The following is a 26023-nucleotide window of genomic DNA, read 5'->3' on the forward strand; positions in this document are numbered from 1 at the left end:
CGGCACATCCAATCTATAATCTTTTCTCTGGGTATTATCATTACTGTGCGGATGGCGACAGAATGGGCGGGAGCTTTGTTATGCGGTCACTGTTGTTGGTATTCATCGCGATTTCCCTGTGGGCAGGTGGTGCATTGGCTGAATCAAGTATTGCCGCCGATACCCCACTGGACTCTCCCGGAAAACCCGGCGCGGTTATTAATTTAGCCACTAATAACTCCTCTGCTTTTAGTGCTGGCTCGGCCACGGGTTATGAGCAAAACCTGCTGCCACACTTACAGTGTATTTTTAACCATATGCAGCGCGAATATGCGGTGCAAATCATGCCCTGGCGGCGCGCCTATCAGGATGTAAAAAGCAACCGTATTGATGGTTTTTTCACCGCCATTCCCATGCGTCAAATTGACCCTTACGCGGTATTGTCATCGCCTTTGGTATTGGAAAATTGGTACTGGTTTTGGCGCAATGACACTATCGCTCCCGAATCCTGGCGTGAGGGGTACAAACTGGGTTCCATTTTGGGCAGCCAGCAGGAGACCTGGCTCGCCGAGGCGGGCTACAAGGTGGAGATGAGTGGTAATAATCTGCCCCAGCTTATTAAACTGCTGCAGTCCAAACGTATTGATGTGATTCTTGCTGACCGTGAGCATTTTATACAGGCGAGCAAAGAGCTGAATATGGATGTGAATCACTTCCAGTCGCGCTTCTATCGCTATGTGCCGCTCGGGGTTTATTTTAATGAACAGTTTTTAAACCAAAATCCAGGGTTTTTGGTGGAATTCAATCGCCATATCACGCGCTGCTCATCGGTTAATTTTGTAGTAACCGATTACGAGCAGTTACAAATAAAAGAACTGCTCGGGCGAAAAATTGAGCGCTGGAAACGCTTGCCCAGTTTGGAGCCAGCGCTGGTTGCGGCGAATAAAACCAGCGCGAAATTGAGCCAGCAGGAAATTAATGCGCGCGATAAACAATGGATACACGCTTTCGCAGAAAATGATTTTGCCTACTCTATTGAATTGGTCAATCAACCGCTCTCTGCGGAGCTGCGCGAAATGAAAAAACAGGCGCCGGATATGATCACCGAGGTCATAGTGACCGACAAGCGCGGCCTTAATGTGGCGATTAGCGATATGACCTCGGATTACTGGCAGGGCGATGAAGAGAAATTTATTCGCGCTTACAACAAGCCGGCCAACAGCCTTATTTTTGGCGATATTAGTTACGATGAATCCACCAAGCGCTTCCAATTACAGCTGAGTGTGCCGCTTTACACCATCCAAAAATTTGAACCATTGGGGGTAATGATTTTTGGTGTTGATGTGGAAAAAGTATTGTCCCAAGTGCAGTGAGTCGCTCTGGTGATTTTTGTTAGTTAAAAAATATTTACCTAGTGGGTGCATTTGCTCTGGTATAGGTGGTACCTTTGCCTCGCGATAAAATCCTATGCTCTCCTGCCTGCGCAGTTGCCTATACGCGGTTTATTCTTTTTATAGGCAAAGTAATTCTTTCATAGGTAAATTCGGCTGGTTTTTATTCGGTCAACATAATAAAAGTTTTCGTTTAATTGCATTGATTCCCATAACAATTTATTACCGCCTGTCGCTGCTGGCCTGTGTTATCACAGCAGCTGGCTGTGGGTTGTGGTAATGGGTGAGGCACGCACCCACTGTTTGCAGCAGCTATGGAAATAGCGCTGGGGTATTTTGCATAAACTTAATGGCCACTTTTAATCATGTTGACGTTTTATAAAAATGCACTCGCCGCTTTTATTGCACTGCTTCTGCTTTCGGCTGCGTTGTTGCAGCTGGGCGCCTCCAAATCACAGTTGACTGCATCACTGTTTCCCGCGCGCGATGGCAATTATTTGTGGCATTCCGCAGTGGAGCCCAAAGTCCCCGATGGCAAAACCCGTCTCTCCCTTAAGAATGAAGTGGGGACTGTTGAATACGAGTTTTTTCTTGACCCGCACAAACCCTTTCCCTATACCCATTACACCATTGCGTTTATGGATTCTGCACAGCCCCAAAAAGTGGTTGACCTTACACAATTCAGCAGCGTGTCGTTTAAGGTGTTGTGCGACCCCAAAAATGTGCTGCTATTTGCCCTGTTTAGTTTTGATGACAAAGTCACCGATATTAATAAACCCATAACCCGCCGCGTGTCCTCTACGGCTTTCTCATGCAGTCATGATTGGGCCACCATCAATATCCAATTTGATGAATTGGACACTCCTTATTGGTGGTTGGGGCGCTATGGCTTTGAGCACAGTGATACCGGCTACCGCTTGGATAAAACCATGGGGTTCGCCTGGGTAAATTCGCTGCAAAGCCCGCTCAATACTCCTTCCTACGTAAAAATAACCGATGTGCAGTTGCTCGGTAATAATTTTACCTATCTCTATGTAGCGATAGCGCTGGTAGTGCTGTTGTGGGTTGTGTTCCTGATTGTTTTATTGCGTCGCTATGTGGCGGTATTAACCGTGGATATTCGCGAAAGGGTCAGGTTGGATCAGCCCTTGATGGCGTATAAAAAACTATCTATAGCGCCACAAAAAGATAAAGAAAAAAGTGCAGTGTTGCGGTTTATGGCAACGGAATACGCCAACCCTGAGTTGAGTTTGGAAATCGCGGCAACCACGCTGGGAACCAACCGCACCAAAATTAATGACATTTTAAAAGAGGAGTTGGGGCTTACCTTCACCGCTTATTTAAATAAATTACGTTTGACCGAGGCGGCGCGCTTGCTGTCGGAAAATGAAGAGGCGAACGTATCGGAAATTGCGTATTTAGTGGGTTACAACAATGTGTCTTATTTCAATAAATTATTTAAAGCGGAATATGGTTGTGTGCCTAAAACCTTTAAAGCCTTGTATCCCATTAAAGAGCTGTCTTGATATTAGTTTCACGTTGATGTGATGTTGGTTTGACTTTTTTCGATATTTTTTACAAATATTCTGTAACAGATAGCCATAACAGATGCGTCGTTTCACAGCAAGGAAATGCACTACAAACTAGTTATCATTTTGCAATTTGTCGTTTAAATTTACATTAAAATAATTACAGCAAACCTTCAACTTTTTACATTTCTTAAAAAATCTTTCAATAATTCCATTTTTTTCTGCTCCGCTTACCTATTCTCGCGCTTCAGCAATAGCCTTGGGTTACTGCTGTGCAGCTCTATTTTACTCATTGTGATTAACATCAAGGAGCTAGTGCACAGCCTGTTTTTTTTGCGCAGGTTTTTTTACATGTGCACCGGGTATTCGACTAATAAAAAGCGGAGATTAACACTATGTACAAAACAAACTTTATTACCCACACAGTCAAGCGCTCCTGTGCGCTGATTGGTGCTGGTGTCGCACTTGCGGCGCTGTCGCAAACCAGTATGGCGGCATGTACCTACGCCATTGAAAGTGAATGGAATACCGGTTTTGTTGCCAACATCACTATTAAAAATGATACGGGTGCGCCCATTAATAATTGGAATGTGAATTGGCAATATGTGAACAACCGTATGGCCAGTGGCTGGAATGCCAATTTTTCTGGCTCCAACCCTTATTCAGCAACCAACATGGCATGGAACGGCAGCATCGCCGTGGGCCAATCTGTCACCTTCGGTTTTCAGGGCAATAAAAATGGTGCACCTGCCGAGCGCCCCAGTGTAAATGGCGCCGCCTGTGGTGGTGCAACAACTTCATCGGCAAGTTCAGCACCTAGCTCAGTGCCGCCGTCTTCAAGCTCAGTGCCCAGTTCTATGCCAGGCACTTCCAGCAGTTCATCTTCATCCGGTGGTTATACCGTACCTGCGAACAATTTTGCGCAAAATGGCGGTGTGGAAAATAATTTGACCAATTGGGGTAGTACCGCAGCAACAGTTACGCGCAGCACACAAGACAAACGCAGCGGTGCTGCGAGTGCGTTAATTTCCGGCCGCACTGCCAACTGGCACGGCATTACCTTCAATGTGGGTTCATTGGTCAGTGGCAACCAATACGATGTAGCGGTGTGGGTGAAATTGGCACCGGGCACACCTGACAGTGTTATCCACCTCACCGGTAAACGTCTGGATGATAGCGACAGCACAACCTACAACGAATATACCCGTGTCTCTACCGTGACGGCATCGTCCACTGAGTGGCGTTTGTTGCAAGGTTATTACACCCAAAGCGGCACCACCGGGTTCCAACATTTTATTATTGAAGGCGAAAGCACCACGGTAAGTTACTACGCGGATGATTTCTCCATCGGTGGGCAAGCGGCTTCGTCCAGTAGCAGTTCCAGCAGCAGCTCAACGGGCGGCACCACACGCAAATTTATCGGCAATATCACCACCTCAGGTGCAGTTCGCTCTGACTTCATTAATTACTGGAATCAAATTACCGGCGAAAATGAAGGTAAGTGGGGCTCAGTGGAAGGTACCCGCGATGTGTACAACTGGGCGCCGGTTGATCGCATTTATGCCTACGCACGCCAACACAATATCCCGGTAAAAGCACACACCTTTATATGGGGTGCACAGTCACCTTCTTGGCTCAACAATTTGAGTGCGACGGAAACTGCTGCAGAAATTGAAGAGTGGATTCGCGATTACTGCGCCCGCTACCCGGATACCGCAATGATCGATGTGGTGAACGAAGCAGTGCCCGGCCATCAACCTGCGGGCTATGCACAGCGGGCGTATGGCAATAACTGGATTCAACGTGTATTCCAGTTAGCGCGCCAATATTGCCCCAACTCCATTCTTATCCTCAACGACTACAACAATATTCGCTGGCAGCACAATGAGTTTATTGCGCTCGCCAAAGCGCAAGGCAACTACATAGATGCAGTCGGCCTGCAAGCGCACGAATTGAAGGGGATGACCGCCGCGCAAGTGAAAACGGCAATCGACAATATTTGGAATCAAGTAGGCAAGCCTATTTATATTTCTGAATACGATATTGGCGATACCAATGACCAGGTTCAGCTGCAGAACTTCCAGGCGCACTTCCCGGTATTTTGGGATCACCCACAGGTTAAGGGCATCACCATTTGGGGTTATGTAAACGGCAGAACCTGGATTGAAGGCTCCGGCTTGATTTCCGAAAACGGTACGCCACGCCCTGCAATGACCTGGTTGCTAAACAATTACATTAATAAATAACCAGGCTAACAAGTAAACCAGCTTTGCTGTGATCCATAAAATGGATTTTGTGGATCACAGCCTTGGTTAAACCACGCCCATTTAACAATAATCAGGGTGAATTCCCATGTTTACTACTATCAAGGTAAGTGTTCGCCATGCGGCGCAATTTGCAAAAATTTCCAGCAGTTTATGTGCATTATTTTTTGCGTGGAATGCAAACGCAAGCTGCCAATACCAAGTTACCAATCAATGGAACAACGGTTTTACAGCGGCGATAAAAATTACCAATAATACGACAGCTGCTATTAATGGCTGGGCAGTGAATTGGCAATACGCTGGTGATAACCGCATCAGTAACAGTTGGAATGCCAATGTCTCGGGCAGTAACCCTTATTCAGCAACACAGTTAAGTTGGAACAGCAGTATTCAACCGAATCAAACCGTAGAGTTTGGTTTTCAAGGCACCAAGGGTTCGGCGGCCGCAGAAATTCCGCAGGTTAGCGGAGCGCTCTGTGGCAATTCTGTACCAGTGTCATCCGCTGCTTCCTCTGCAATATCGTCACTGCGCTCATCAGTAAATTCTTCAGTTGTCACTTCTGTTGCATCATCCACACTCTCGTCGGTGGTCACTAGCAGTTCGTCTTCCGCTATTAGTTTGATTGAAGCGAGCAATCCGAATATTTGGGCCGATGTTCCCGATCCATCGGTAATTCGTGTCGGTAATACCTATTACATGAGCAGTACCACCATGCACATGAACCCTGGTGTACCGATTATGAAATCCACTGATCTGGTGAATTGGTCATTGGTAAATTACGCCTACACCACATTGGATAACACCAGCGCGCTCAATTTGGAAAATGGCCAAAACGCCTACAGCAAGGGTTCGTGGGCAAGCAGTATCCGCTACGTGAACGGCATTTATTATGTGAGCACCTTTTCTTATACCACCAATAAAACCTATATCTACAAAACCAATAATATTGAACGCGGCCCTTGGTCGGTTTCCGCCTTGAATGGTGTGTATCACGACGCCTCGTTATTTTTTGAAAATCGTCGCGCATTTTTGGCTTACGGTATTGATGATATAAAAATTATTGAACTCACGGCGGATGCGTCAGCAATTAAAACAGGCGGTTTAAATCAAACCATTATTGCTAAATCCTCTGCGGTGGCAGGTACCAATTTTATTGTGCGCCCCGAAGGTACACACCTGCAAAAAATCAATGGCCGCTATTACATTTCATTAATCACCTGGCCCTCGGGAAAATCACGCACACAATTAATTTTCCGCGCCACAAATTTAACCGGGCCTTATGAAGGGCGTGTCGCCTTACAGGATCAAGGTGTGGCGCAGGGTGGGTTAATCGACACTCCTACTGGTAATTGGTACGCCTATTTATTTCGCGATAGCGGCGCAGTAGGGCGTATTCCTTATTTGGTGCCCGTGACCTGGCAGGACGGTTGGCCGGTGATGGGTGTGAGTGGAAAAGTGCCGCAAAAGTTGGGCTTCACTGTCGAAAATAAAGCCCTAAACGGCATTGTAACCAGCGATGAGTTCAATCAGGGCTCGCAGGGTTCAGCAACATTGCCACTGCAATGGCAGTGGAATCACAACCCTGATAATTCCGCTTGGTCATTGCTCTCGCGCCCGGGTTTTTTGCGCATCACCAATAAGCGTCTGGATTCCACGTTTGAGTTTACACGCAACACGCTCACGCAGCGCACTTTCGGCCCACAGAGTTCGGCGCGTATCGCGCTGGAAACGGCAGCGATGAAAGATGGCGATTACGCCGGCTTGGGCGCACTGCAAGCGCGTTATGGTTTTGTGGGTGTGAATAAATCCAACGGCAATAAATCCATTGTGATGGTGGATGCCACGTCAGGTACACCACAGGAAATTACGCGTATTGGTTTGTATCAGGATCGTGTTTATTTCCGTATCGATATGGATTTTCGTAATCAAACAGATCAGGCGAAATTTTATTACAGCCTGGATGGCAATAACTGGACGGTAATCGGCAACACCCTGCGCATGACTTACGACCTCAAGCATTTTATGGGCTATCGCTTTGCGTTGTTTAACTACGCCACTCAAGCTACCGGGGGCTATGTGGATTTTGATTATTATCGAATCAGTCCATAAAGCTATTTAATCAATTTATAAACTTATCCAATCAAATTATAGAAATATCGGCTCGGTCAATCAAAAAATATCTGATCACAATCAGAAATGCTGTTTAACACGGTGCTTTTACCAAGGCACTTATTAACGAAGCACTTATTAACGAAGCACTTTTTAACAAAGAACGCTCAAAAGAACTTTATTAATCAATGGAGACTAATGATGAATAAGCAAAATAACTCCGTCCATTTATTGCCGCCAACCTTGTTGCAATTATTGCGCAAAAGTTGCGGTGTAATTGGTTTGGGCGCAAGCCTGCTCGCGATGACTAATCTGGCCTCCGCTGCCTGTACATACACAGTGGACAATGAATGGTCAACGGGATATACCGCCAGCATCACCGTAAAAAATGATACTAATGCAGCGGTGAACAATTGGAGTGTGAATTGGCAGTACGGCAGTAATCGCATAACGAATAGTTGGAACGCCAATCTCTCTGGCAGTAATCCTTACACTGCCACCAATATGAGTTGGAATGGAAATATTGCCGCTGGGCAATCGGTTTCCTTCGGGTTTCAGGTGAATAAAAATGGTGGCAGCGCCGAGCGCCCAACCATAAATGGCAGCTTGTGTGGTGGTGCGGTAGCCAGTTCATCATCGCGCGCAAGTGTTGCACCCAGTTCAATACCTGCGAGCAGTTCACCTTCCAGCAGCGCTGCCGTTTCGTCAGCTCCCGCCAATAATTTTGCACAAAATGGTGGTGTGGAATCTGGCTTGACCAATTGGGGAACTACTGCCGCCACTGTCACTCGTTCTACGGCAGATAAACGCAGCGGTTCGGCCAGTGCATTAATTTCTGGCCGCACCGCCGCATGGCATGGTTTGACCTTTGCCGTGGGCTCACTCACCAGCGGCAACCAGTATGACGCTGCCGTGTGGGTAAAACTCGCACCCGGTACACCGGATTCAGTAATCACTCTTACTGCAAAACGTTTGGATGACTCGGACACGTCCACCTACAACGAGTATACCCACGTTGCAACCATTACTGCGTCATCTAGTGAGTGGCGTTTGCTGCAAGGTTATTACACCCAGTTAGGTGCGACCGCTTTCCAACATTTTATTATTGAAGCAACGGACACCAGCATCAGTTATTACGCCGATGATTTTTCAGTGGCCGGGCAGGTGACACAAATACCCAGCAGTTCGAGCAGTAGTTCAAGTAGTAGCTCGGCACAAACCTGTGAATTAAAAGCGCCGCTTCGCTGGACTTCTACCGGGCCATTAATTAGCCCGAAAAACGCCAATTGGAAATCCATTAAAGATCCGTCGGTAGTGAAATACAACGGCACATACCATGTGTACGCGACTTACTACGACACCTCTTATAAATCCATGTACACCAGCTTTACCGATTGGAACACGGCGCAACAAGCTCCGCATATTTCAATGAATGGAACTACGGTAGGGAATGCTGTTGCACCGCAAGTATTTTATTTCCGTCCGCACAATAAATGGTATTTGATTACCCAGTGGGCTGGTGCTTATTCAACTACCGACGATATTAGTAGGCCTAATTGGACTGCCAAGCGGAAATTGTTGCAAGGTGAGCCAGCGGGATCATTGGACTTCTGGGTGATTTGTAACGCGACACACTGCTATTTGTATTTCTCGCGTGACGACGGTGTGTTGTACATGTCCAAAACCACTATCGCCAATTTCCCCAACTTCTCCGGTTATTCAATTGTGATGGAGGATCATCGCGGCAATGGCAACCAATATTTATTTGAAGCACCCAACGTGTACAAGTTGGATGGACAAAACAAATATTTATTATTAGTGGAAGCTTGGCCGAGCGGCCCACGCATGTTCCGTTCCTGGACATCTACCAGTTTGGATGGCCCCTGGACACCACTGGCGGATACCGATGCCAATCCATTTGCGGGCAACAACAATGTGGAATGGCCGACTGGAAAATGGGCTAACGGTATTAGCCATGGCGAGTTGATTCGTTCAGGTTACGACGAGCGTCTGACTGTTGATCCTTGTAATTTAGAATTCCTTTATCAAGGCGAAGCAGGTCCTAGCCCAGACGGCAATTACAACACCATTCCATACAAACTCGGTTTGTTACGCTTAAAGAAATAATGTTTGCGGCTACCCGGTAAGTTTTTCCCCGCTTTGGTAAACCCCAAAGCGGGGGTTCGGTTCCCACAAATACCGACAATGACTGTGTTTTTTAGTATTCATCAACGAACAACAATAACGATCAGAATAAAAAAATAAAAATTTACTATCGTCAGCCAACCCTACTTCGGTATCGCGAATTATTGTTCGGCACTCGCGATTTTCTAGTACCTTTTATGAAGGAATAAAACCATGAACGCATGTAAATCCAGCGCACATCAGCGGCTGCAACATTTAAAACGACCACTTGTATTTCTCGGTATGGCAACTGCAATGGCTGCAGCGGCACAGACTGCATCAGCTGCTTGTACCTATCAAATCGATAACGAATGGAGCAATGGTTTCGTCGCCAGTATCCAAATAAAAAATGACACAGCGGCGCCAGTCAATAATTGGAGTGTGAATTGGCAGTACGCCAATAACCGTGTGACCAATAGTTGGAATGCAAATCTCGCAGGCAGCAATCCTTACACCGCATCCAACGTCTCCTGGAATGGCAACATTGCCGCAGGGCAGACTGTGTCATTCGGTTTTCAAGGGGTAAAAAATGGCGCTACCGCCGAGCGCCCGCAAATTAATGGCACTCTTTGTTCAGCCGCACCGGCAAGTTCTGCGGCAAGCAGCACAGCGGTGGTGAGTTCTTCGCGCTCCAGCTCATCCGTTGCATTGGGTTCATCATCACGCGCTGCTTCATCTATTCCGACAGGTGCTCGTAACGCTATTACAGTGCGTGCACTTGGCACAACAGCGACCGAGTCCATCACTCTCAGCGTAGGTGGTACTGAAGTGCAGTCCTGGACCTTGAGCACCGTCATGAACAATTACACGGTAGAAACGGCTCTGGTTGGCGACGTGGTTGTGGCCTTTGCCAATGATGATGGCGGCAATGCCGATGTACGTATCGATTACGTCAACGTCAATGGCGTAACCCGTCAAGCAGAAGTGCAAACAGAAAATACTGGAGCTTGGGGGAATAACCGTTGCGGTGGCGGTGCGCCCAGCGAATGGTTGCATTGCGAAGGTTACATCAATTTCGGTAGCGTCACGGGCGAACCTCGTTCAAGCAGTTCTTCGGTCTCCAGCAGTTCGTCATCAGCTGGCGGTAATGGTGTCGGTTCGGCTGGCTGTGGCGCCCCGGCTAAATTAACGAGTGGCCGTCGTACCATTAACGTTAACGGATTGAACCGCGAATACGTGTTGGATATCCCGAGCAACTACAACCAGAACAATCCCTATAAGTTGGTCTTTGGTTGGCACTGGCGTGGTGGTAGTGCGAACGATGTTGTAGGTCAAGGCTACTACGGCATGAAAAGCCTCTCTAATAACAGTGCGATTTTCGTTGCGCCTGATCGTGCCGCCGGCACCGACGGATGGACAAATGCCAATGGCCGCGACATAGCTTTCTTGCAGTCGATGCTAACCCAACTGAAGTCATCCCTGTGTATCGACGAAAGCCGTATTTTCTCTACCGGTTGGAGTTACGGTGGCATGATGTCATTTGCAGTGGGCCGCGAGTTACCAACCACCTTCCGTGCTATCGCGCCTGTATCAGGTGCATTCTTGACGCCTCATGTGGATAGCGGTTCAGCGACTGCGGCCTGGATTGCGCACGGCAATAACGACACTGTGGTAAGCCAGAGCTCTGGCGCTCAAGCTCGTGATGCTTATCTCAGAGCTAACGGTTGCTCTAACACGACTGTGCCGGTGCAGCCATCTCCCTGTGTGGAGTACCAAAACTGTTCAGCAGGTAAACCTGTTGTCTGGTGTTCGTTCAATGGTGGGCATTCGCAGCCTTCATTCTATAGCTCTGGAGCATGGAACTTCTTTAATCGGTTCTAATTGCCGTGAGGCGTCTCGGTTTAGTGGCTGCGGTATGGCTGGGCTTTAGAATTTCAGATCAAAATGTTTCAAAAATGATTTGAAAAAAATGCGGCGGCCACTGGCCATCACAACACGATGCAGGCCAAGCAGAAAGTTGGATTCCACAAGAAGCTTGGAGATTTATCAGCCAATTTTAAACCCGCTGTTAGTCGTAAACCCCACCTTTGCCCAGCTATATGCTGGGCTTTTTTTTGGAATTTTTTCAGTCATAAATGAGTAGGGCGGTAATAAGCTGTAATTATTGTTGGCGCAGGGTTGTGTAATAGTCTTTACTTGGCCTTTGGGGTTAGCGGATCAGCACCCATTTTTAACCAATGGCACAATCAAGGTAGGTTGCTGGTGAGTTTACGAACCGCAACGGCTTTTAAGGACAGTAACGTGCCTAAAGCGGAAGTTAAATTTTTAATCCGGCCCCAATATTCTAATATGGCACCCTATGAAAAATCATGTTTATAGTCACTCATCGCTATCCAGAAGTTTCAGGGCAGAAGATTTTTACAAGGATGCCCGGTTGCGTGACGATGAGGCGTATAAAAACGAAATTATTGAATCAGCTATCAGCTTAAGCCGCGCGGGAGTTGCTGATATTTCACTTTCAAAAACCACTGCAAAAGGAAAATCGTGCTACTCGACGTCGTTACTCAGTGAGAGAATATTATTTAGGTTATGTGCTTCTTACCTCAAGAGAAGTTTTGGTATTTATCAAAAAAACAGAAATAAGATAGTTGATGAATTAGTTAATTATCTCAAGGATGGATCAGCCTACCGGATCTATAGATTAGATATAAAGTCTTTCTATGAGTCTTGTGATAAGGATAAGGTGTCTAAAACAGTAGAGGAAAATAGGAATCTCTCATTTCAAACCAAATACTTGGTGAAGTCATTTCTTGAGCTTTGTAAGAAAAATACTCTTCTCGGCGTTCCAAGGGGAGTGGAAATAAGTTCGATTTTGGCTGACATTTCGATGAAGGAGATAGATTCGATAATAAATAAGAACGAAAATGTTATCTATTATGCAAGATATGTAGATGACATGATTATAGTTACCACGTCTTATGAAGATGAGCAACACTTTGTGAGTGATATTGAGGAGGAAATGTTTATCCATGGATATACTCTAAACACAAAAAAGCAGAAAATTTTATTGTTAGAGAAAATTGATACCGCTGCCGCTCAAATATCTTTCGAGTTTTTGGGTTATGAGTTCAACATTAACAATCCTGGAGGAAATGCAAATCGCAAAAATCCAAGAAATGTAGAGATTGACATATCCGAGGATAAAATAAAAAAACTTAAGCTAAAAATATCAAAATCTTTTTATAGTTTTAATAAAAATAATGATTTTGACATGCTCATTGATCGGCTAACATTTCTTTCAACCAATAGAAAGTTGAAGAAAAATAGAGATCCGCAAGTTCTATCAGGAATATTTTATAATTACGCAAGAATTAATAAATCAGACACCTCAATAAAAATGCTTGATTATTTTGTTTTGCAAAATACTCTATGTGTATCTAGCCGCCTTGCCAAAATGCGTCCCCCGTTCACACCAGAGCAAAAAGAAAAACTACTTAAAATAAGTTTTATAAATGGACACAAAAAAAGAGTATTCAAAGAATTTAGCGCTAATAGAGCTCATAAAATAGGGAAAATCTGGAGATGATACGATTAGATAAAAGCGATTATGCCAGGGCTTTGCTAACGGATACATCTCCGTCAGATGTCCCTATAATTTTTTCAAATGATGGACTCTATATTAATTTCCGAGCCAGTGAATCCAAAGCACCTGGTGTGTTTGACTTTTGCAATTCAGTTTTTGAGAAAATTATAGGTGCTGATGCCATTGCAACCACCCCCTTTGAGTACAAAATTTATAAAAATGAAATAAAGTTCAGATCTTTAGGATTAATACATCCTTCATCGCAGTTTCGCTACATAAAAATATATAGAGATTATTCTCCTGCCATCATCTATCTTTGCTCAAAAAGTAAGTTTTCAATTAGGCGGCCGAGACGAGTTTCAAATTCACTCTTCATCAAGGGATCGGATTCAAAATTTAAGTATAAGGAATTTAATATAGATACAATCCAAGAGGAAATACACCGTAAGCATGCAAATTCATATTTCTCATACTCCGGTTTTGATCGTGCATATAAGCTTTATCAATCACCTCTTTTTTTGAAATTGGAAAAGACATACCCAATACTATGGAAATTAGACGTATCAAATTGTTTCGATAGCATTTATACCCACTCAATAGCATGGGCAATAAAAAACAGAGAATATATAAAAGCAAATTTACAATCTCCGCGTGCGCATCAATTTTGTAATGATATTGATCAAGCAATGCAGAATAGTAATAACGCAGAAACAAATGGAATACCAATCGGTTCAGAGTTTAGTAGAATTTTTTCCGAGATAATATTTCAATCAATTGATTTTGAAACCGATTATGAAATTGAAAAAAGATACGGTTTTGTATGCAGAGCAGATTACACAATACTAAGGTATGTCGATGATTACTTTCTTTTTTCTAAAAGTGATGATTTAGCCAAAAAAATATCACTGGTTCTCGCCGAGAAGCTATCCGCATACAATCTATATCTTAACGAAGGAAAATTGGAAAAATATGAAAGGCCTTTTATAACAAAAAAGACATCAATACTGGGTGCCGTTGAGTTGGCCGTAAATAAGCTTATGGATAGGCTGTACTCACTTGATGATGAACAAGCGATAAATCTTAAAAAAATTAATGATAGATCAAAATTTACAAGTGGATTCATACGAGAAATCAAGAGTACTATTTCTGTCTGGGGTGGAAATTATAGTGATATATCTTCTTTTTTGATTTCGGTCATATCAAAGCGACTTGAACGGCTTACAAATTCAAAAATTCACATCCATGATGAACATGAAACCCCCTTACAAACAAGGGATTGCATTTGTATTTTGGTCGATATAATTTTCTTCTTCTATACAATATCCCCATCTGTTATGGCATCCAATAGAGTTGCCAGAAGTGTTATTATTGCAGATAAATTTATTGTAAAAAAACATCCAGGACAAAGCTCATACTACAGATCAGAAATTATGAGACATATTCAGGATGTAATGCTGAGTTTTGATAAGACTGTCCCGGAAAACTATATATTTCTTGAACAGTTAAATATTTTTCTCGCAGTTGCTGAGTTTGGATGCGAACATTCAATACCACCACAACACTTTGAATATATTAAGACATCAAAGGTTAACTATTTTGAAATAATTTCGCTTCTCTACTATTTTAGAGGGAGAGCCAAGTACGGCGAACTGATTGCTCATATCGAAATATTAATTATGGATAAACTATCAAAAATTGATTCTTTAAGGAAATCATCTGAGAAACTGCATCTTTTTTTGGATGTTCTTTCATGTCCCCATGTCTCTCAGGTTACAAGATCATACCTCTTGGATAAGTATCTTGCTTTTTACGAGCCGACCGTTGTGTTGGATGCGGCCGCTAAGGTAGCTATCCTCGATAAAATGCTCTTTAATTATTGGTTCGTAAAATGGAATGAGCTGAACTTACTTCATCTGCTAGAGCGAAAGGAGTTGAGGTCAACATATTAGACTTGTTATAGTGGAGTTGGAAGGTAGAGTGGCAATATTGCTTTTGATTCATTTTCGCGTTAATTTTTGAGGTCGAAATCAGACCACAAAATTTGAATTGCTGAGGGCGAAAGCCCACACACCTGATGCTGAGCCCTCTACCGACCATTTAATTTTGCCCTTCCTAATTTGCTTCTTCTCTTCGAAAGTTGCGCCCCGACACTTGCTATTTAGCCCTAACCAAAAACAGTACTGCTATTCATTGCAACCTCAACTTCCGCTATTGGCCGGTTTGCGACAATCGAAATCATGAGGGTCGAATTCGTGCCCAACGCGGATGTTCAGATCTGCTCTCTAGATATACAGCCTATGGCCTATGTCGTTGAATAAGCTGTTAGGCCAATAATATATAAATTTACTTTTAAGGTATAAGCATGGAAGTTCAAGGTCATATTAAATTTACGGTTATTGAAAGGTCATCAGAAGAGGTTATATCTGAAATGCCAATACAACCAGGTATATTGAATCCTTTTGGTACTGTTAATGCGGGCGCTACTTTGTGGCTTGCTGATGTAAACGCTTCTGTACTTGTTCTTGAGGGTGTTAATCCTGAGCAAGGTATGAAAGGCTTTCCTTTGGCAATAAATATTAATGCCAATTTGCTAGGGAATAATACGGCTGGAGCGTTTGTGGCAAAATCAAATTATGTCAAAAAAGGTCGTACTGTTAGTGTGGTTAAAACAACGGTTACTGATACATCTGGTAAGTTAATAGCGGAAGTTACAACAAGCCACGTTCAGTCCGCCTAAGTTTTATCAAAAGCATAACAAGCGACTGCGGTAAATAATAAACACCATTAACCCCAAAATATTAGCTACCGTTGAGCGTGATATTTCTGATTTCAAAGAGTAAGGATTACTGAAAATGCTTTTGTGGTTAATTATTGGATGTGAAGTTGGGTTTTGGGTGTTCCTGTTTTTAGGTCTATTTTTTCGTTACATTTTAAAACTCCCAAAAACCGGAACAGCAGTTTTACTTTGTGTTCCTTTGCTTGATCTCATTCTGCTTTTGGCAACTGCAATTGATCTGCATAATGGGGCTGTGGCTGAATTTGCACATGGGCTTGCTGCTGTATATCTCGGGTTTACTGTGGTTTATGGTTCTGGCGTCATTAAATGGTTGGATGAATTAGCTGCAGGGCGGTTTGCATCAACAAATAAAAGGGAAAAGATTGAGCTGTATGCTTGTAGCTATGCCCTTTATGAATGGCGCCAATGGTTTAAGGGCGTTTTAGCGGGTGGTATTGCTTCTTGTTTACTGCTTGCCGCGATTTTATATGTTGATGAACCAGAAAAAACCGTTCAACTGGATGAGTGGTTTAGCTATATTTTTTGGGTTTTAGCAATCTGGTTGGTGTGCTGGCCTTTGTGGTATAGCTTGTTTCCAAAGGGGCAGACAAAACTATAACTCTGTACCAGTGCCTCATGCTCGTGAGGATTATTTATGCAAATACTTATTAAAAGCCACACAATACTGACTCATAAGTAGCAGTCAGTATTGTGTGTTAGTGGATGAAATTATTTTTTAAGTTCGCCGGTAGGCTCTATATAAGCACGTGTGGCGAGTAGCCAGCTGAAATCTGCACCGGCGCGTTGTGCACCTTGGTGGCAGTTCATGCAGCTGTCGTATTGGTGATAGGTTTCCATTGTCACGTTCGCCAATTGGCATTGCGGGAAAGGCATGCCACCGGCTTGTACTTCGGTGCCATCCTCACAGCCAAAATCGCCATCGGTAGGGGTTTTGGGTGAAATAGAGGGCAATTGCGGCCATTGGCTGCCAATCAGTTGATAGTGCTCCCACACAGTGCCTTTGAGCATTTCGCGATACATGTTGTTCATGCCAGTGGTGGAGTAATCCTGTTCACCGGCGGCGGGTTTGGGCGTATCGGGAATTTGGCTTAAACGCACAACGTTAATTGGTTCGGGATTAAAATCTGTAGCCTCAGGCACGCGATTGGAGCCGGGGTGTGCCGCCGGATTTGCGCGCAATACATGCGGATACTTTCTATAAAGCTCCGGATCGTAATAAGAGGGTTGCATGTCCTTGGGTGTGCTTGCGTCCTCGCCCAAATTATCCACCTGTTCAAAAGTAGCCCAAACCCACTGCGGAAAATCCGGTGTTTTTTGTGCTATGTGAAAGCCTACCAGACCAACAGTAGTCGGTTCGCAGTCGCACACAATCATGCTGTTGGGTTTGTCGGTACAGGTGTTTGGAATGGAAACCAGCGCATTTTCCAAGGTGAAAAAACGCGAGTGGAATTTTTTATCCACTTTGCGTAAATCCCGCCAGGCCGCTTTAACTTCTATTACACCTGCAACCTCTTCACCATTGCCAGCGGGCAGGGTAATGCCATCGGCTGGCCAGTTACTTTTGTTGTAATAGCCATTGCTGCGCACAAAATCGTATTCCACTTTATTCATGCGCACTTCATAGCGCGTAAATAAACCGGTTTGATCCGGCAGCGGGCCGCCAAAAGCTTGATCCAGTTCGTCTGCTACTGAGGTAAATTTTGAGCCGGTAATTAATACCGGACGAGTGTCACCAGCCTTAATATTACGACAGACGGCGGTGCCATTGTTTTGTTCCCAAGCGATAGGTTTATCACCATTTTGCGGGAATAAATCAAACGCCGATTTCCACCCCAGCCACACTGGTTGTAAATCTTTCGTGTATTTACCAAAGACTTTTGCATCCTGCGGTTTGTAGGGAATGCCGTGGGATTGCACCTTGCTGGGCCACATTAACGCAATAAAATTTTGCCAATTAAAATAATCAAAGAAGGGGCGCTTCACTACACCTGATGCCGCAAAAGGCTGCGCTGGCACTTCATTGAGTGGTGTGCCGCTAATGGTGGGTTGCAGATTTTTATAAATATTTTCCTGTGCGATTGCACTGCCAGTAACAATGGCTAAGACACTAACTGCCAATAATAATTTTTTCATTATTGCACCTCACAGGCAGCAGCAGCTTTGCCTTTTGCTTTAAACAGTGACCACTCTTGCAGTGCGATTTGCATTTGCAGTGAGGTGTCCAGGTTCATGGCGTCTGGATAATTGCCACCGGTATAACCCTGTGGAAATTGAATGGTTTGGAAATATTCTACATTGTCCTGACTGTATTGCTCACAGATGCCAGGGAAACCAAAAATAGGTGGGCCGTAAGCGCCAGTGGCAAAAGTATTACCTGCGGTGTTAGCAAAAGCGCCACCGTGACAGGACATGCAGGAACTGAGTTTGTTATCTACTGGGCCAGCGAGGCGACCATTACAACCAAAATGTTCAAAGGCGCTAATGGATTCATTCAACACACTCTGGCGTGGTGCAATGGATTCCGCTTTCGGTACGGCGGGGAATGTCCAAGGATCCATACCCCATTGCAAACCAACTGGCTGTAAATTGTCCCACACCGTTTTACCTGGGCCGTTGATATAGGCAAAGGTGCCATACACCCAGCGGCTGGGTGAGCGTTCATCTACTACTGCTACATCCACTTGCACCAAACGCACTTCTTGCACTTTACGTTCACAGGAAAATTTGTGGTTGGTTTCTACGTGGCGATCTGCCTGCCATGCAGGGCTGCCCGTTAAATAGGGGACATCTGTTGGCGTTGCAGTGGTAAATAAAAATTTCACCACCACAGTGCCTTGCATAAACGGCATACCTTTGGTTGAGGTAATGCCATTAATGGTTTCGATATTGGGCGTGCCTTTTTTACTCCAACTTTGGCCGATGGTGTAGCCGCCATAGTTGTTGTACATGCCGACCGCCCAGGTTTCAAAACCGGCTTGAGTGCCCGTTTTGGCATTGGGCAGCCCGTGTAAACCCTGACGCTCTTCGCCGTAAAAATCGCTGATTACCGCGGTGCGTTCGTTGGTTAAGCCGTGCACAAATTCGCGCCCGGTGTGTTGGTCAAATGCCATCCAGGGAATGTGAAACCATTTATCTTTGCCATCGACCTGAGTCTTTAAACCTTCTGCATTATTCAGGTCCAGGGTTTGACCTTGTTTCACATAATTTAAAATACTCATGATGTATTGGTTATATACCGAATTTTTTTCCCAGGAGGGCACCCCGGCAGCGGAAAAATCGGTTTGCATATTTAAATCAATCGCAAGCCAGGGGCATTCAGTGGCAGTGCACGGCGCAGGTTGCTGTTTGGGATAATTGTGGCTCAGGCTAAATTTAGGGCCTTGCCAGTCTTTTGGCGCGGAAATGGCAGCATCGCGATAGGCTTCGGTTTTGGCGTTTTCGGCGAGAGTGGTATTGGCTGCAAAAATGCAGGCCAGTGCAAATAAAGTGCGTTTCATAACACGGTCCTTATTGATAATAAAAATATTCGCTAGTCATTAAAATATTTGGATAAGAATGATCAGGATTTTTAGCGCGCGATAATTTCCAAATAGGTGTTGTACACCGCATCGGCGTTGGCGCTGAGTGCAACGTCAAGCGGATGGCCGCTCTGGTTGTCTACAATGATCATGCCGGACTTATCGTCTTCCTCATTGAGTTGTTGCTCAACGCGCAGCGACAAGGTTTGTGTCGTGACCAGCGAAGGTGTGGTTAATACACAAGCGGCGAGAGGGTCCCAAAAATCCAGATATTTTCCTATACCACCTTTAATAGTGCTGCTGGTTAATACGGCGTAGAGAAAGTTGGTGGCGGGGTTATTGATTTGTTTTATTTGTGCAACAAACGCATCGGTAATTGGCACTTGTTGGGTTGCGTTTAAGGCAACCAGGGTGATGGGAATACCACTGGCAAAAATTTCTTCGGCGCCACGTACATCCACAAAAATATTCCACTCCGCTACTTTGTTGGTGTAGTAGGGCGTGGGTTGCATGGTGGCCTGGATGTTTCCCTGTGCACCTTCAAAACCGGGAGGGGTAAATTCTGGTAATAAATTTCCGCCCATCATCACAATCCGAGTGATATTTTTCTGCAGCGCCGCGCGCAATTGTGGATCGCTTTTGGCTGATTCAAATAGCTTCCCATAATTGGAGCCGCCACCAATACACAATATCGTGGTGGGGGTAGTGCTATTAATAAAATACTCTCGCAAAAAAGTTTGTGCGCAATCAATAGTAGGCGTTGGATTAGTGGCAGGAAATTCGGCGTTGTAATGTTCGTTGGCTGCGGTGCGGTCACTGCCGGGAAAGGTGTTGCTGTAAATCATCGGCGCTTGTGCGCCGCGTGCAACAGGAATTTTTAGTGCAGCGGGATCATCAAGCAAGGTGAGCATATTGCTAACATTGCGCACGCCGGGTGTTAAATGCACGTCGCCAGTGCCGGTGACGGTAATGCCAGTAACTTGAATGGCGGGATGTTTGAGTAAATACAACATCGCCAGGTAATCATCAAAATCGGCGTCGGTATCAATTAATACTTGGGTGGGTGGTGTGAGGTTTTTCATAACGAATCCTTATTTTGGTTGCAAGTTTTTTTAGAAGGTTCCGCATAGTTATCAACTCCCTGTTTAGCGGTGAATCGATTACTCGTTGAATAATAAAAATCAAACAATGAGTAATCACTGATCATAATATCTGGCGTGATAATCCAGTGGGTATTACGCGATATTACGGATGTACAAGCTGGCGGTTGAATTTGCCGACACTGTGCATCGTTTATGCAGTGCAGCAAAAATATTGCCGCACCGGGATGAATGTAGATGGCAAATCATATTTGTGCGAATAAAAAAACGCAGATTAGTAATGCTAATCTGCGTTGCGGTTAGTTTTTTATTTTGTCGTGTGGCGTGTTTATTTACATCAGCGCAGCATTTAACCAAATGTGTACATAAATGCTGGTGAAGTAACCGAGCACTACTACAGGTGTCCATTTCAAATGGCCGAGGAAGCTGTAATAGCCGCGAGCTTGCCCCATGAGTGCCACACCCGCCGCCGAACCGATTGATAGCATACTGCCGCCGACACCGGTGGTGAGGGTAATTAATAGCCATTGCCCTTGAGAGAAATCGGGTGCCATGGTTAATACGGCGTACATCACCGGGATATTGTCGATAACCGCTGAGATCAAACCCAAACTTACGTTGGATACGGTGTGGCTGAAATTGCCGTAGAGCGATTCGGACAGCAAGGTTAAATAACCCATAAAACCCAAACCGCCCACACACATAATCACGCCGTAGAAAAATAACAGTGTGTCCCACTCCAGACGCGCCAAAGGTTGAAATACATCAAACGGCAGTGGCACTTTGGTGATGGGGTTTTCATCTTTGTTGGGCATAAAGTCGGTATGCATTTGTTCGGCATTTTTTAAATCCACTATGCCTTTTTTGCGTAAATAGAAACCATAGATTTTTAAATAGGCTAAACCCAACATCATGCCCAATACCGGCGGCATGTGAATGATTACATGACCAAGAACCGCGCTGGCGATAGTGGCAAGGAATAAAAACAGGATTGGAAACGCACCCTCTTTGTAAGTGAGGGTTTCTAAAAATAGATCTTCTGCATCCTTGTGTGAGGGTTTGTTTTTAATGAAAAAACTCATAATCGCTGCGGGTACAATAAAATTTACCAGCGATGGAATGAACAAATTAAAGAAGGTAAAAAAGTCCACTTTACCGGCCTGCCAATCCATCAATGTGGTTATGTCACCAAAAGGACTAAACGCGCCACCTGCATTGGCGGCGACAATAATATTGACGCAGCACATGTTGATAAACGCTTTTTCGTTTTCAGCAATTTTTAATACTACTGCACACATCAATAACGCAGTGGTGAGGTTATCGGCAATGGGGGAGATGAAAAACGCCATTAGGCCGGTGATCCAAAAGAGCTGTCTGTAGGTGAAGCCTTTTTTAATCATCCAACCGCGCAGTGCATTAAATAGTCCGCGCTCATCCATGGCGTTAATGTAGGTCATGGCTACCAGCAGAAATAACATCAACTCTGCGAATTCCAGCAAGGTGTGTCGAAACGCGGCTTCAGCCAGGGCAGACTGTTCGTGTTGGGTGTAGATCCAACCAATAATCACCCAAATGATGCCCGCTGCTGCCAGTACCGGTTTGGATTTGCGCAGGTGGAACTTCTCTTCGAGCATCACAAACGCATAGGCTATTACAAAGAGCCCCACACAGAACCAGCCCGCAAAGGTATTGGTCAGGTTTAACCCGGCAGATTCGGCGTTGGCCGCAGCGCACCAGCCAAGTAGCAGTAGCATCATTAACAGGCGTTGTTGGATCATGGAAACTCCCCAAGTGTTGTGGTGATTGTCGTTGTATTTATTGAGCGTGCAGGTTTGGTGGAGTGTGACACAGGCGAAAAAAAAGGCAGCTTTTTACGGCTGCCTTTTGCTTTCTTTTTACGCCTTGAGCGGTTTGTACTTCATCCGCTTCGGCTGTGAATCATGCCCCTTACGTTTGACGAAATCCTCGTGGTATTCCGTGTAGTTGCCTTCAAAGAAAACAATATCGGAATCACCTTCGTAAGCGAGGATATGCGTTGCGATACGATCGAGGAACCAGCGGTCATGCGAGATCACCAATACGCAGCCGGGGAAGGCGAGGATCGCATCTTCCAGTGCGCGCAGGGTTTCGATATCCAAATCGTTTGACGGTTCGTCGAGCAAGAGTACGTTGGCGCCTTGTTTCAAGGTATTGGCCAGGTGCAAGCGGCCGCGCTCACCACCGGAGAGTTCACCCACACGTTTTTGTTGATCGCCACCCTTGAAGTTAAAACGACCCAAGTAGGAGCGCGAGCTAACTTCGTAGTTGCCGATTTTCAAAATATCCAAACCGTCGGATACCGCTTCCCATACCGATTTTTTATCGTCCAGGTTTTCGCGGCTCTGTTCTACGTAGGCCACTTTTACGGTGTCGCCAATAGTCACAGTACCGCTATCGGGTTTTTCAGTGCCTGCAATCATACGGAACAGGGTAGATTTACCCGCACCGTTACCGCCAACAATACCCACCACAGCACCCTTAGGGATGCTCAGTGACAGGTTGTCAATCAGCAGGCGATCGCCATAACCCTTGCTCACGTTTTCCAGCACGATTACTTTGTCGCCCAAACGCTCACCCGGCGGAATGTAGATCTCGTTGGTTTCGTTACGGGCCTGGAATTCTTGCGATTGCAATTCATCAAAACGCGCCAGACGCGCCTTGCTCTTGGCTTGGCGGCCTTTGGGGTTTTGGCGTACCCATTCCAATTCGGTTTTCAGGGCTTTCTGGTGCGCAGCTTCCGCACGTTGCTCCTGCTCTAAACGGGCATCTTTCTGTTCCAGCCAACTGGTGTAGTTGCCCTCGTAGGGAATGCCGTGGCCGCGGTCGAGTTCCAGAATCCAACCGGCGGCGTTATCGAGGAAGTAGCGGTCGTGGGTAATCGCGACGACAGTGCCGCTAAAGCTGTGCAGGAATTGCTCCAGCCAGTAAACGGATTCAGCATCCAGGTGGTTGGTAGGTTCGTCGAGCAAGAGCATGTCGGGGCGCGACAGCAAGAGGCGGCAGAGCGCCACACGGCGACGTTCACCACCGGAGAGGACGGTCACGTCTGCATCCCACGGCGGCAGGCGCAATGCATCGGCCGCAACTTCCAACGTGTGCTGCAGGTTGTGCGCATCCCACGCCTGGATGATGTCTTCGCACTTGGCTTGCTTTTTGGCGAGTTCATCAAAGTCGGCATCGGGTTCGGCGTAGGCGGCGTAGATGGCATCCAGCTCGGCCAGCGCATCTACCGCTTCGCGAACACCGTCCTGCACGTTGCCCAGCACGTCTTTGGCTGGGTCTAGCTGTGGTTCCTGCGGTAAGTAGCCGATTTTAATGCCCGGCATAGGGCGGGCTTCGCCGTTAAAATCCTGATCCACACCCGCCATAATGCGCAGCAGGGTAGATTTTCCCGAGCCGTTCAGGCCGAGCACACCGATTTTGGCGCCGGGGAAAAATGACAGGGAGATGTCTTTCAAAATTTCACGCTTGGGCGGCACAACTTTGCCAAGCCGGTGCATGCTGTATACGTATTGAGCCATGGGGCTAAACCTCGGTAGAAAAAGTCATCGGCCAGGGCCAATAACGGGAGAATTTTTTCAGCGGGCGTACTATAAAGAAAGCCTCCCCCGAGTTAAAGCATTCCCCGGAAAACGCCCGATTGGATGCTGGTTGTGGGGGGAGTTGTACAGTTGCTAACGCCTTGGGTTAGTGGGTGTATACAAGTACATGACTCTGTAGGGCAATTGAACGTAAAATGCCCAGCCTGCAGTACCTGATAATTAATCCAGAGCGCCTGTTGTGAGCCTCGTGCTTTCACACTGAACGCGCCATAACATCCACCATCTACAGACGATCCAGACGGAATACATGAATCAAGAACGGATACTACATGAACTGAGACAGGGCGCGAGCGCCTGGAACCAGTGGCGCAAAAAAGGCGCACCAGCCACCATCAATTTAGACGGTGTTGAATTAACAGCAATGGATTTGAGCCATTACGATCTTTCCAAAGTGTCGTTACGTAATGCCACTATTACCCACTGCGTGTTTAAACAGGCGGACTTAATTTGGGCCAATTGTGATAGCTCGCAGTTGCAGCACAATGATTTTTCACAGGCAAAATTAATTGCGACCAATTTAACCCGCTGCGATTTAAGTTATTCACAGTTGCGCCTTGCAAATTTACTCACTGCGAACACCACAAATGCCACTTTAGAGCACATTGATTTTCGCGGTCAGGACATTAGCGGTTTAATGCTGCGCGATGTTTCCTTAGCTGGCAGTAATTTGGAAGGCCAACAGTTGGCGCGTGTGGATTTAACCAACACCGATTTAACCGGTGCCAATTTGCGCGGTGCGGATTTATCCGGTGCTTTGTTGGTTGGTGCCTGTTTACAGGATTGCGATCTACAAGATGCCAATTTAACGGGCGCACAATGTAAATCAGTCAATTTAGCCGGCGTAAGTTTACGCGGGATGGATTTGAACAAAGTCGATTTTACTAATGCCGATCTCAGTAATTGCGATTTGCGCGAAGCAAACTTAGCCAAAGCAAAATTAATTAATACCCAGCTCAGTGGTGCCAAGCTCTGGAACGCCAATATGGCCAATTGGGTAATTAATAATATTCGTTGCACCCACAGTTTTTGGGATAAATCCGCAAAACAAAAAACAACGTATCGGCCCCATGAATTTGAGCGTATTTTTGCCGAGGCGATTACTATTGAATTGCGTTACCCCTATCGCCTGGCGGATCATGAACTCGCCACGCTACCTATTTTTATCGAGCATTTAGCGGCAGTCCATTGGGGTACTATTTTGCGTTTGAAATCCATCAGTGATGTGGCTGGTGGCGCGCTGGTTAAATTTGTGGTGGAGGAGGTGGGAAGTCATAACCCCACGGAATTAAAAAACCAATTGCAGGCAGAAGCAGAGCGTATTCAATTAGCGCAGCTAATGTTGCGCAACAATACCCAGTTACATTTTCAACTCAAAGAAAAAGTTGCGGCGATTCGCGAAGAGTTTTGGCCGCGCTTATTGGAATTGGCGGTAGATCATGAACACGAGCAGGTGCGCAACCTCACCATTTTGTTTATGGATCTCAAAGGGTTTTCCAAATGGTCGGATGGTGAACTCTCGGAAAAGTTGTCGCTGTTTCGCGGTTTGGTAAAACCCATTCTGAAAAAATTTGCCGCCGGTCACCCGAACATGGAGGGGGACTCATTGCGCGTCACCTTTAAAAATGCCACCGCCGGTCTATCCTGCGCGTGCATGATCCGCAACGTATTGCGTGCCGCTGGTTTTGAGCTGCGCATTGGTGTTGAGTTGGGTGAAGTGTTAGTGGTGCACAACGAAGTGACCGATATTCCCGATTTGGAAGGCGTCGCTGTGAGCATGGCGGCGCGTATGGAAGCGGCGGCTGAACCGGGCGAGGTATTGGTGAGCCAGCGCGTACGCCACTACGCCGAGCGCAGTGAATTATTTGAATTCACCCCACGTCGTGTACCCTTGAAAAAATCCATAGGCGCAATTGCGCAGGGTGAGTACATTGAGTGCTTTGCCGTTGAGGCGATTAAAAACCTGCAGGAAACTATAAGCTGAAATGAG

At 45.8% G+C, this 26023-nt stretch carries 16 protein-coding genes; 11 read left to right on the forward strand and 5 right to left on the reverse strand.

Features of this window, described 5'->3' with window-relative positions; genetic code table 11:
• Positions 1-80 precede the first annotated feature (80 nt).
• The 10 genes from NNX04_RS00155 to NNX04_RS00200 all read left to right on the forward strand — a co-directional run bounded on the left by NNX04_RS00155 (position 81) and on the right by NNX04_RS00200 (position 16375).
• The gene (locus NNX04_RS00155; RefSeq protein ID WP_261947088.1) at positions 81-1352 is read left to right on the forward strand and encodes a substrate-binding periplasmic protein; all 1272 of its coding nucleotides are present in this window, start codon (positions 81-83) and stop codon (positions 1350-1352) included.
• 383 nt (positions 1353-1735) lie between these two features.
• Positions 1736-2896, forward strand: a complete 1161-nt coding sequence (locus tag NNX04_RS00160; RefSeq protein ID WP_007643757.1) for a helix-turn-helix domain-containing protein — start codon at positions 1736-1738, stop codon at positions 2894-2896.
• A gap of 398 nt (positions 2897-3294) precedes the next feature.
• Complete coding sequence (locus tag NNX04_RS00165; protein WP_007643754.1) at positions 3295-5145, forward strand: endo-1,4-beta-xylanase; 1851 nt, start codon at positions 3295-3297, stop codon at positions 5143-5145.
• 106 nt (positions 5146-5251) lie between these two features.
• Positions 5252-7273 (forward strand): family 43 glycosylhydrolase, encoded by a 2022-nt coding sequence (locus NNX04_RS00170; RefSeq protein WP_261947089.1) that lies wholly within the window; start codon positions 5252-5254, stop codon positions 7271-7273.
• 198 nt (positions 7274-7471) lie between these two features.
• A complete protein-coding gene (locus NNX04_RS00175; protein WP_261947090.1) occupies positions 7472-9400 on the forward strand; it encodes a non-reducing end alpha-L-arabinofuranosidase family hydrolase in 1929 nt (642 codons plus the stop codon).
• Between the two features lie 231 nt (positions 9401-9631).
• Complete coding sequence (locus NNX04_RS00180) at positions 9632-11278, forward strand: cellulose binding domain-containing protein (RefSeq protein ID WP_261947091.1); 1647 nt, start codon at positions 9632-9634, stop codon at positions 11276-11278.
• Between the two features lie 478 nt (positions 11279-11756).
• Complete coding sequence (gene drt3a, locus NNX04_RS00185; RefSeq protein WP_261947092.1) at positions 11757-12983, forward strand: antiviral reverse transcriptase Drt3a; 1227 nt, start codon at positions 11757-11759, stop codon at positions 12981-12983.
• The gene (gene drt3b / locus NNX04_RS00190; RefSeq protein ID WP_261947093.1) at positions 12980-14929 is read left to right on the forward strand and encodes an antiviral reverse transcriptase Drt3b; all 1950 of its coding nucleotides are present in this window, start codon (positions 12980-12982) and stop codon (positions 14927-14929) included. The genes drt3a and drt3b overlap by 4 nt, the downstream gene beginning before the upstream one ends.
• A 413-nt stretch (positions 14930-15342) precedes the next feature.
• Complete coding sequence (locus tag NNX04_RS00195; protein WP_261947094.1) at positions 15343-15717, forward strand: PaaI family thioesterase; 375 nt, start codon at positions 15343-15345, stop codon at positions 15715-15717.
• 115 nt (positions 15718-15832) lie between these two features.
• The gene (locus NNX04_RS00200) at positions 15833-16375 is read left to right on the forward strand and encodes a hypothetical protein (RefSeq protein WP_261947095.1); all 543 of its coding nucleotides are present in this window, start codon (positions 15833-15835) and stop codon (positions 16373-16375) included.
• A gap of 110 nt (positions 16376-16485) precedes the next feature.
• Here NNX04_RS00200 and NNX04_RS00205 read toward each other — a convergent pair whose 3' ends face one another.
• From NNX04_RS00205 to ettA, 5 genes are all read right to left on the reverse strand, one after another.
• The gene (locus NNX04_RS00205; protein WP_007643724.1) at positions 16486-17910 is read right to left on the reverse strand and encodes a hypothetical protein; all 1425 of its coding nucleotides are present in this window, start codon (positions 17908-17910) and stop codon (positions 16486-16488) included.
• Entirely contained in the window at positions 17910-19274 is a 1365-nt protein-coding gene (locus tag NNX04_RS00210) for a hypothetical protein (RefSeq protein ID WP_007643722.1), read from the reverse strand. The genes NNX04_RS00205 and NNX04_RS00210 overlap by 1 nt, the downstream gene beginning before the upstream one ends.
• A gap of 71 nt (positions 19275-19345) precedes the next feature.
• Positions 19346-20377 (reverse strand): nucleoside hydrolase, encoded by a 1032-nt coding sequence (locus NNX04_RS00215; RefSeq protein ID WP_007643720.1) that lies wholly within the window; start codon positions 20375-20377, stop codon positions 19346-19348.
• Between the two features lie 350 nt (positions 20378-20727).
• Positions 20728-22173: a sodium:proton antiporter NhaD gene (nhaD, locus tag NNX04_RS00220; RefSeq protein WP_261947096.1), complete on the reverse strand. Its 1446-nt coding sequence runs from the start codon at positions 22171-22173 to the stop codon at positions 20728-20730.
• 117 nt (positions 22174-22290) lie between these two features.
• Positions 22291-23955 (reverse strand): energy-dependent translational throttle protein EttA, encoded by a 1665-nt coding sequence (ettA, locus tag NNX04_RS00225; RefSeq protein ID WP_261947097.1) that lies wholly within the window; start codon positions 23953-23955, stop codon positions 22291-22293.
• A gap of 328 nt (positions 23956-24283) precedes the next feature.
• Between ettA and NNX04_RS00230 the strand changes: the two genes are divergently transcribed.
• Entirely contained in the window at positions 24284-26017 is a 1734-nt protein-coding gene (locus NNX04_RS00230) for a pentapeptide repeat-containing protein (RefSeq protein ID WP_261947098.1), read from the forward strand.
• Positions 26018-26023: the final 6 nt, after the last annotated feature.

Source organism: Cellvibrio sp. QJXJ (assembly GCF_024452345.1).
Taxonomy (GTDB): Bacteria; Pseudomonadota; Gammaproteobacteria; order Pseudomonadales; family Cellvibrionaceae; genus Cellvibrio.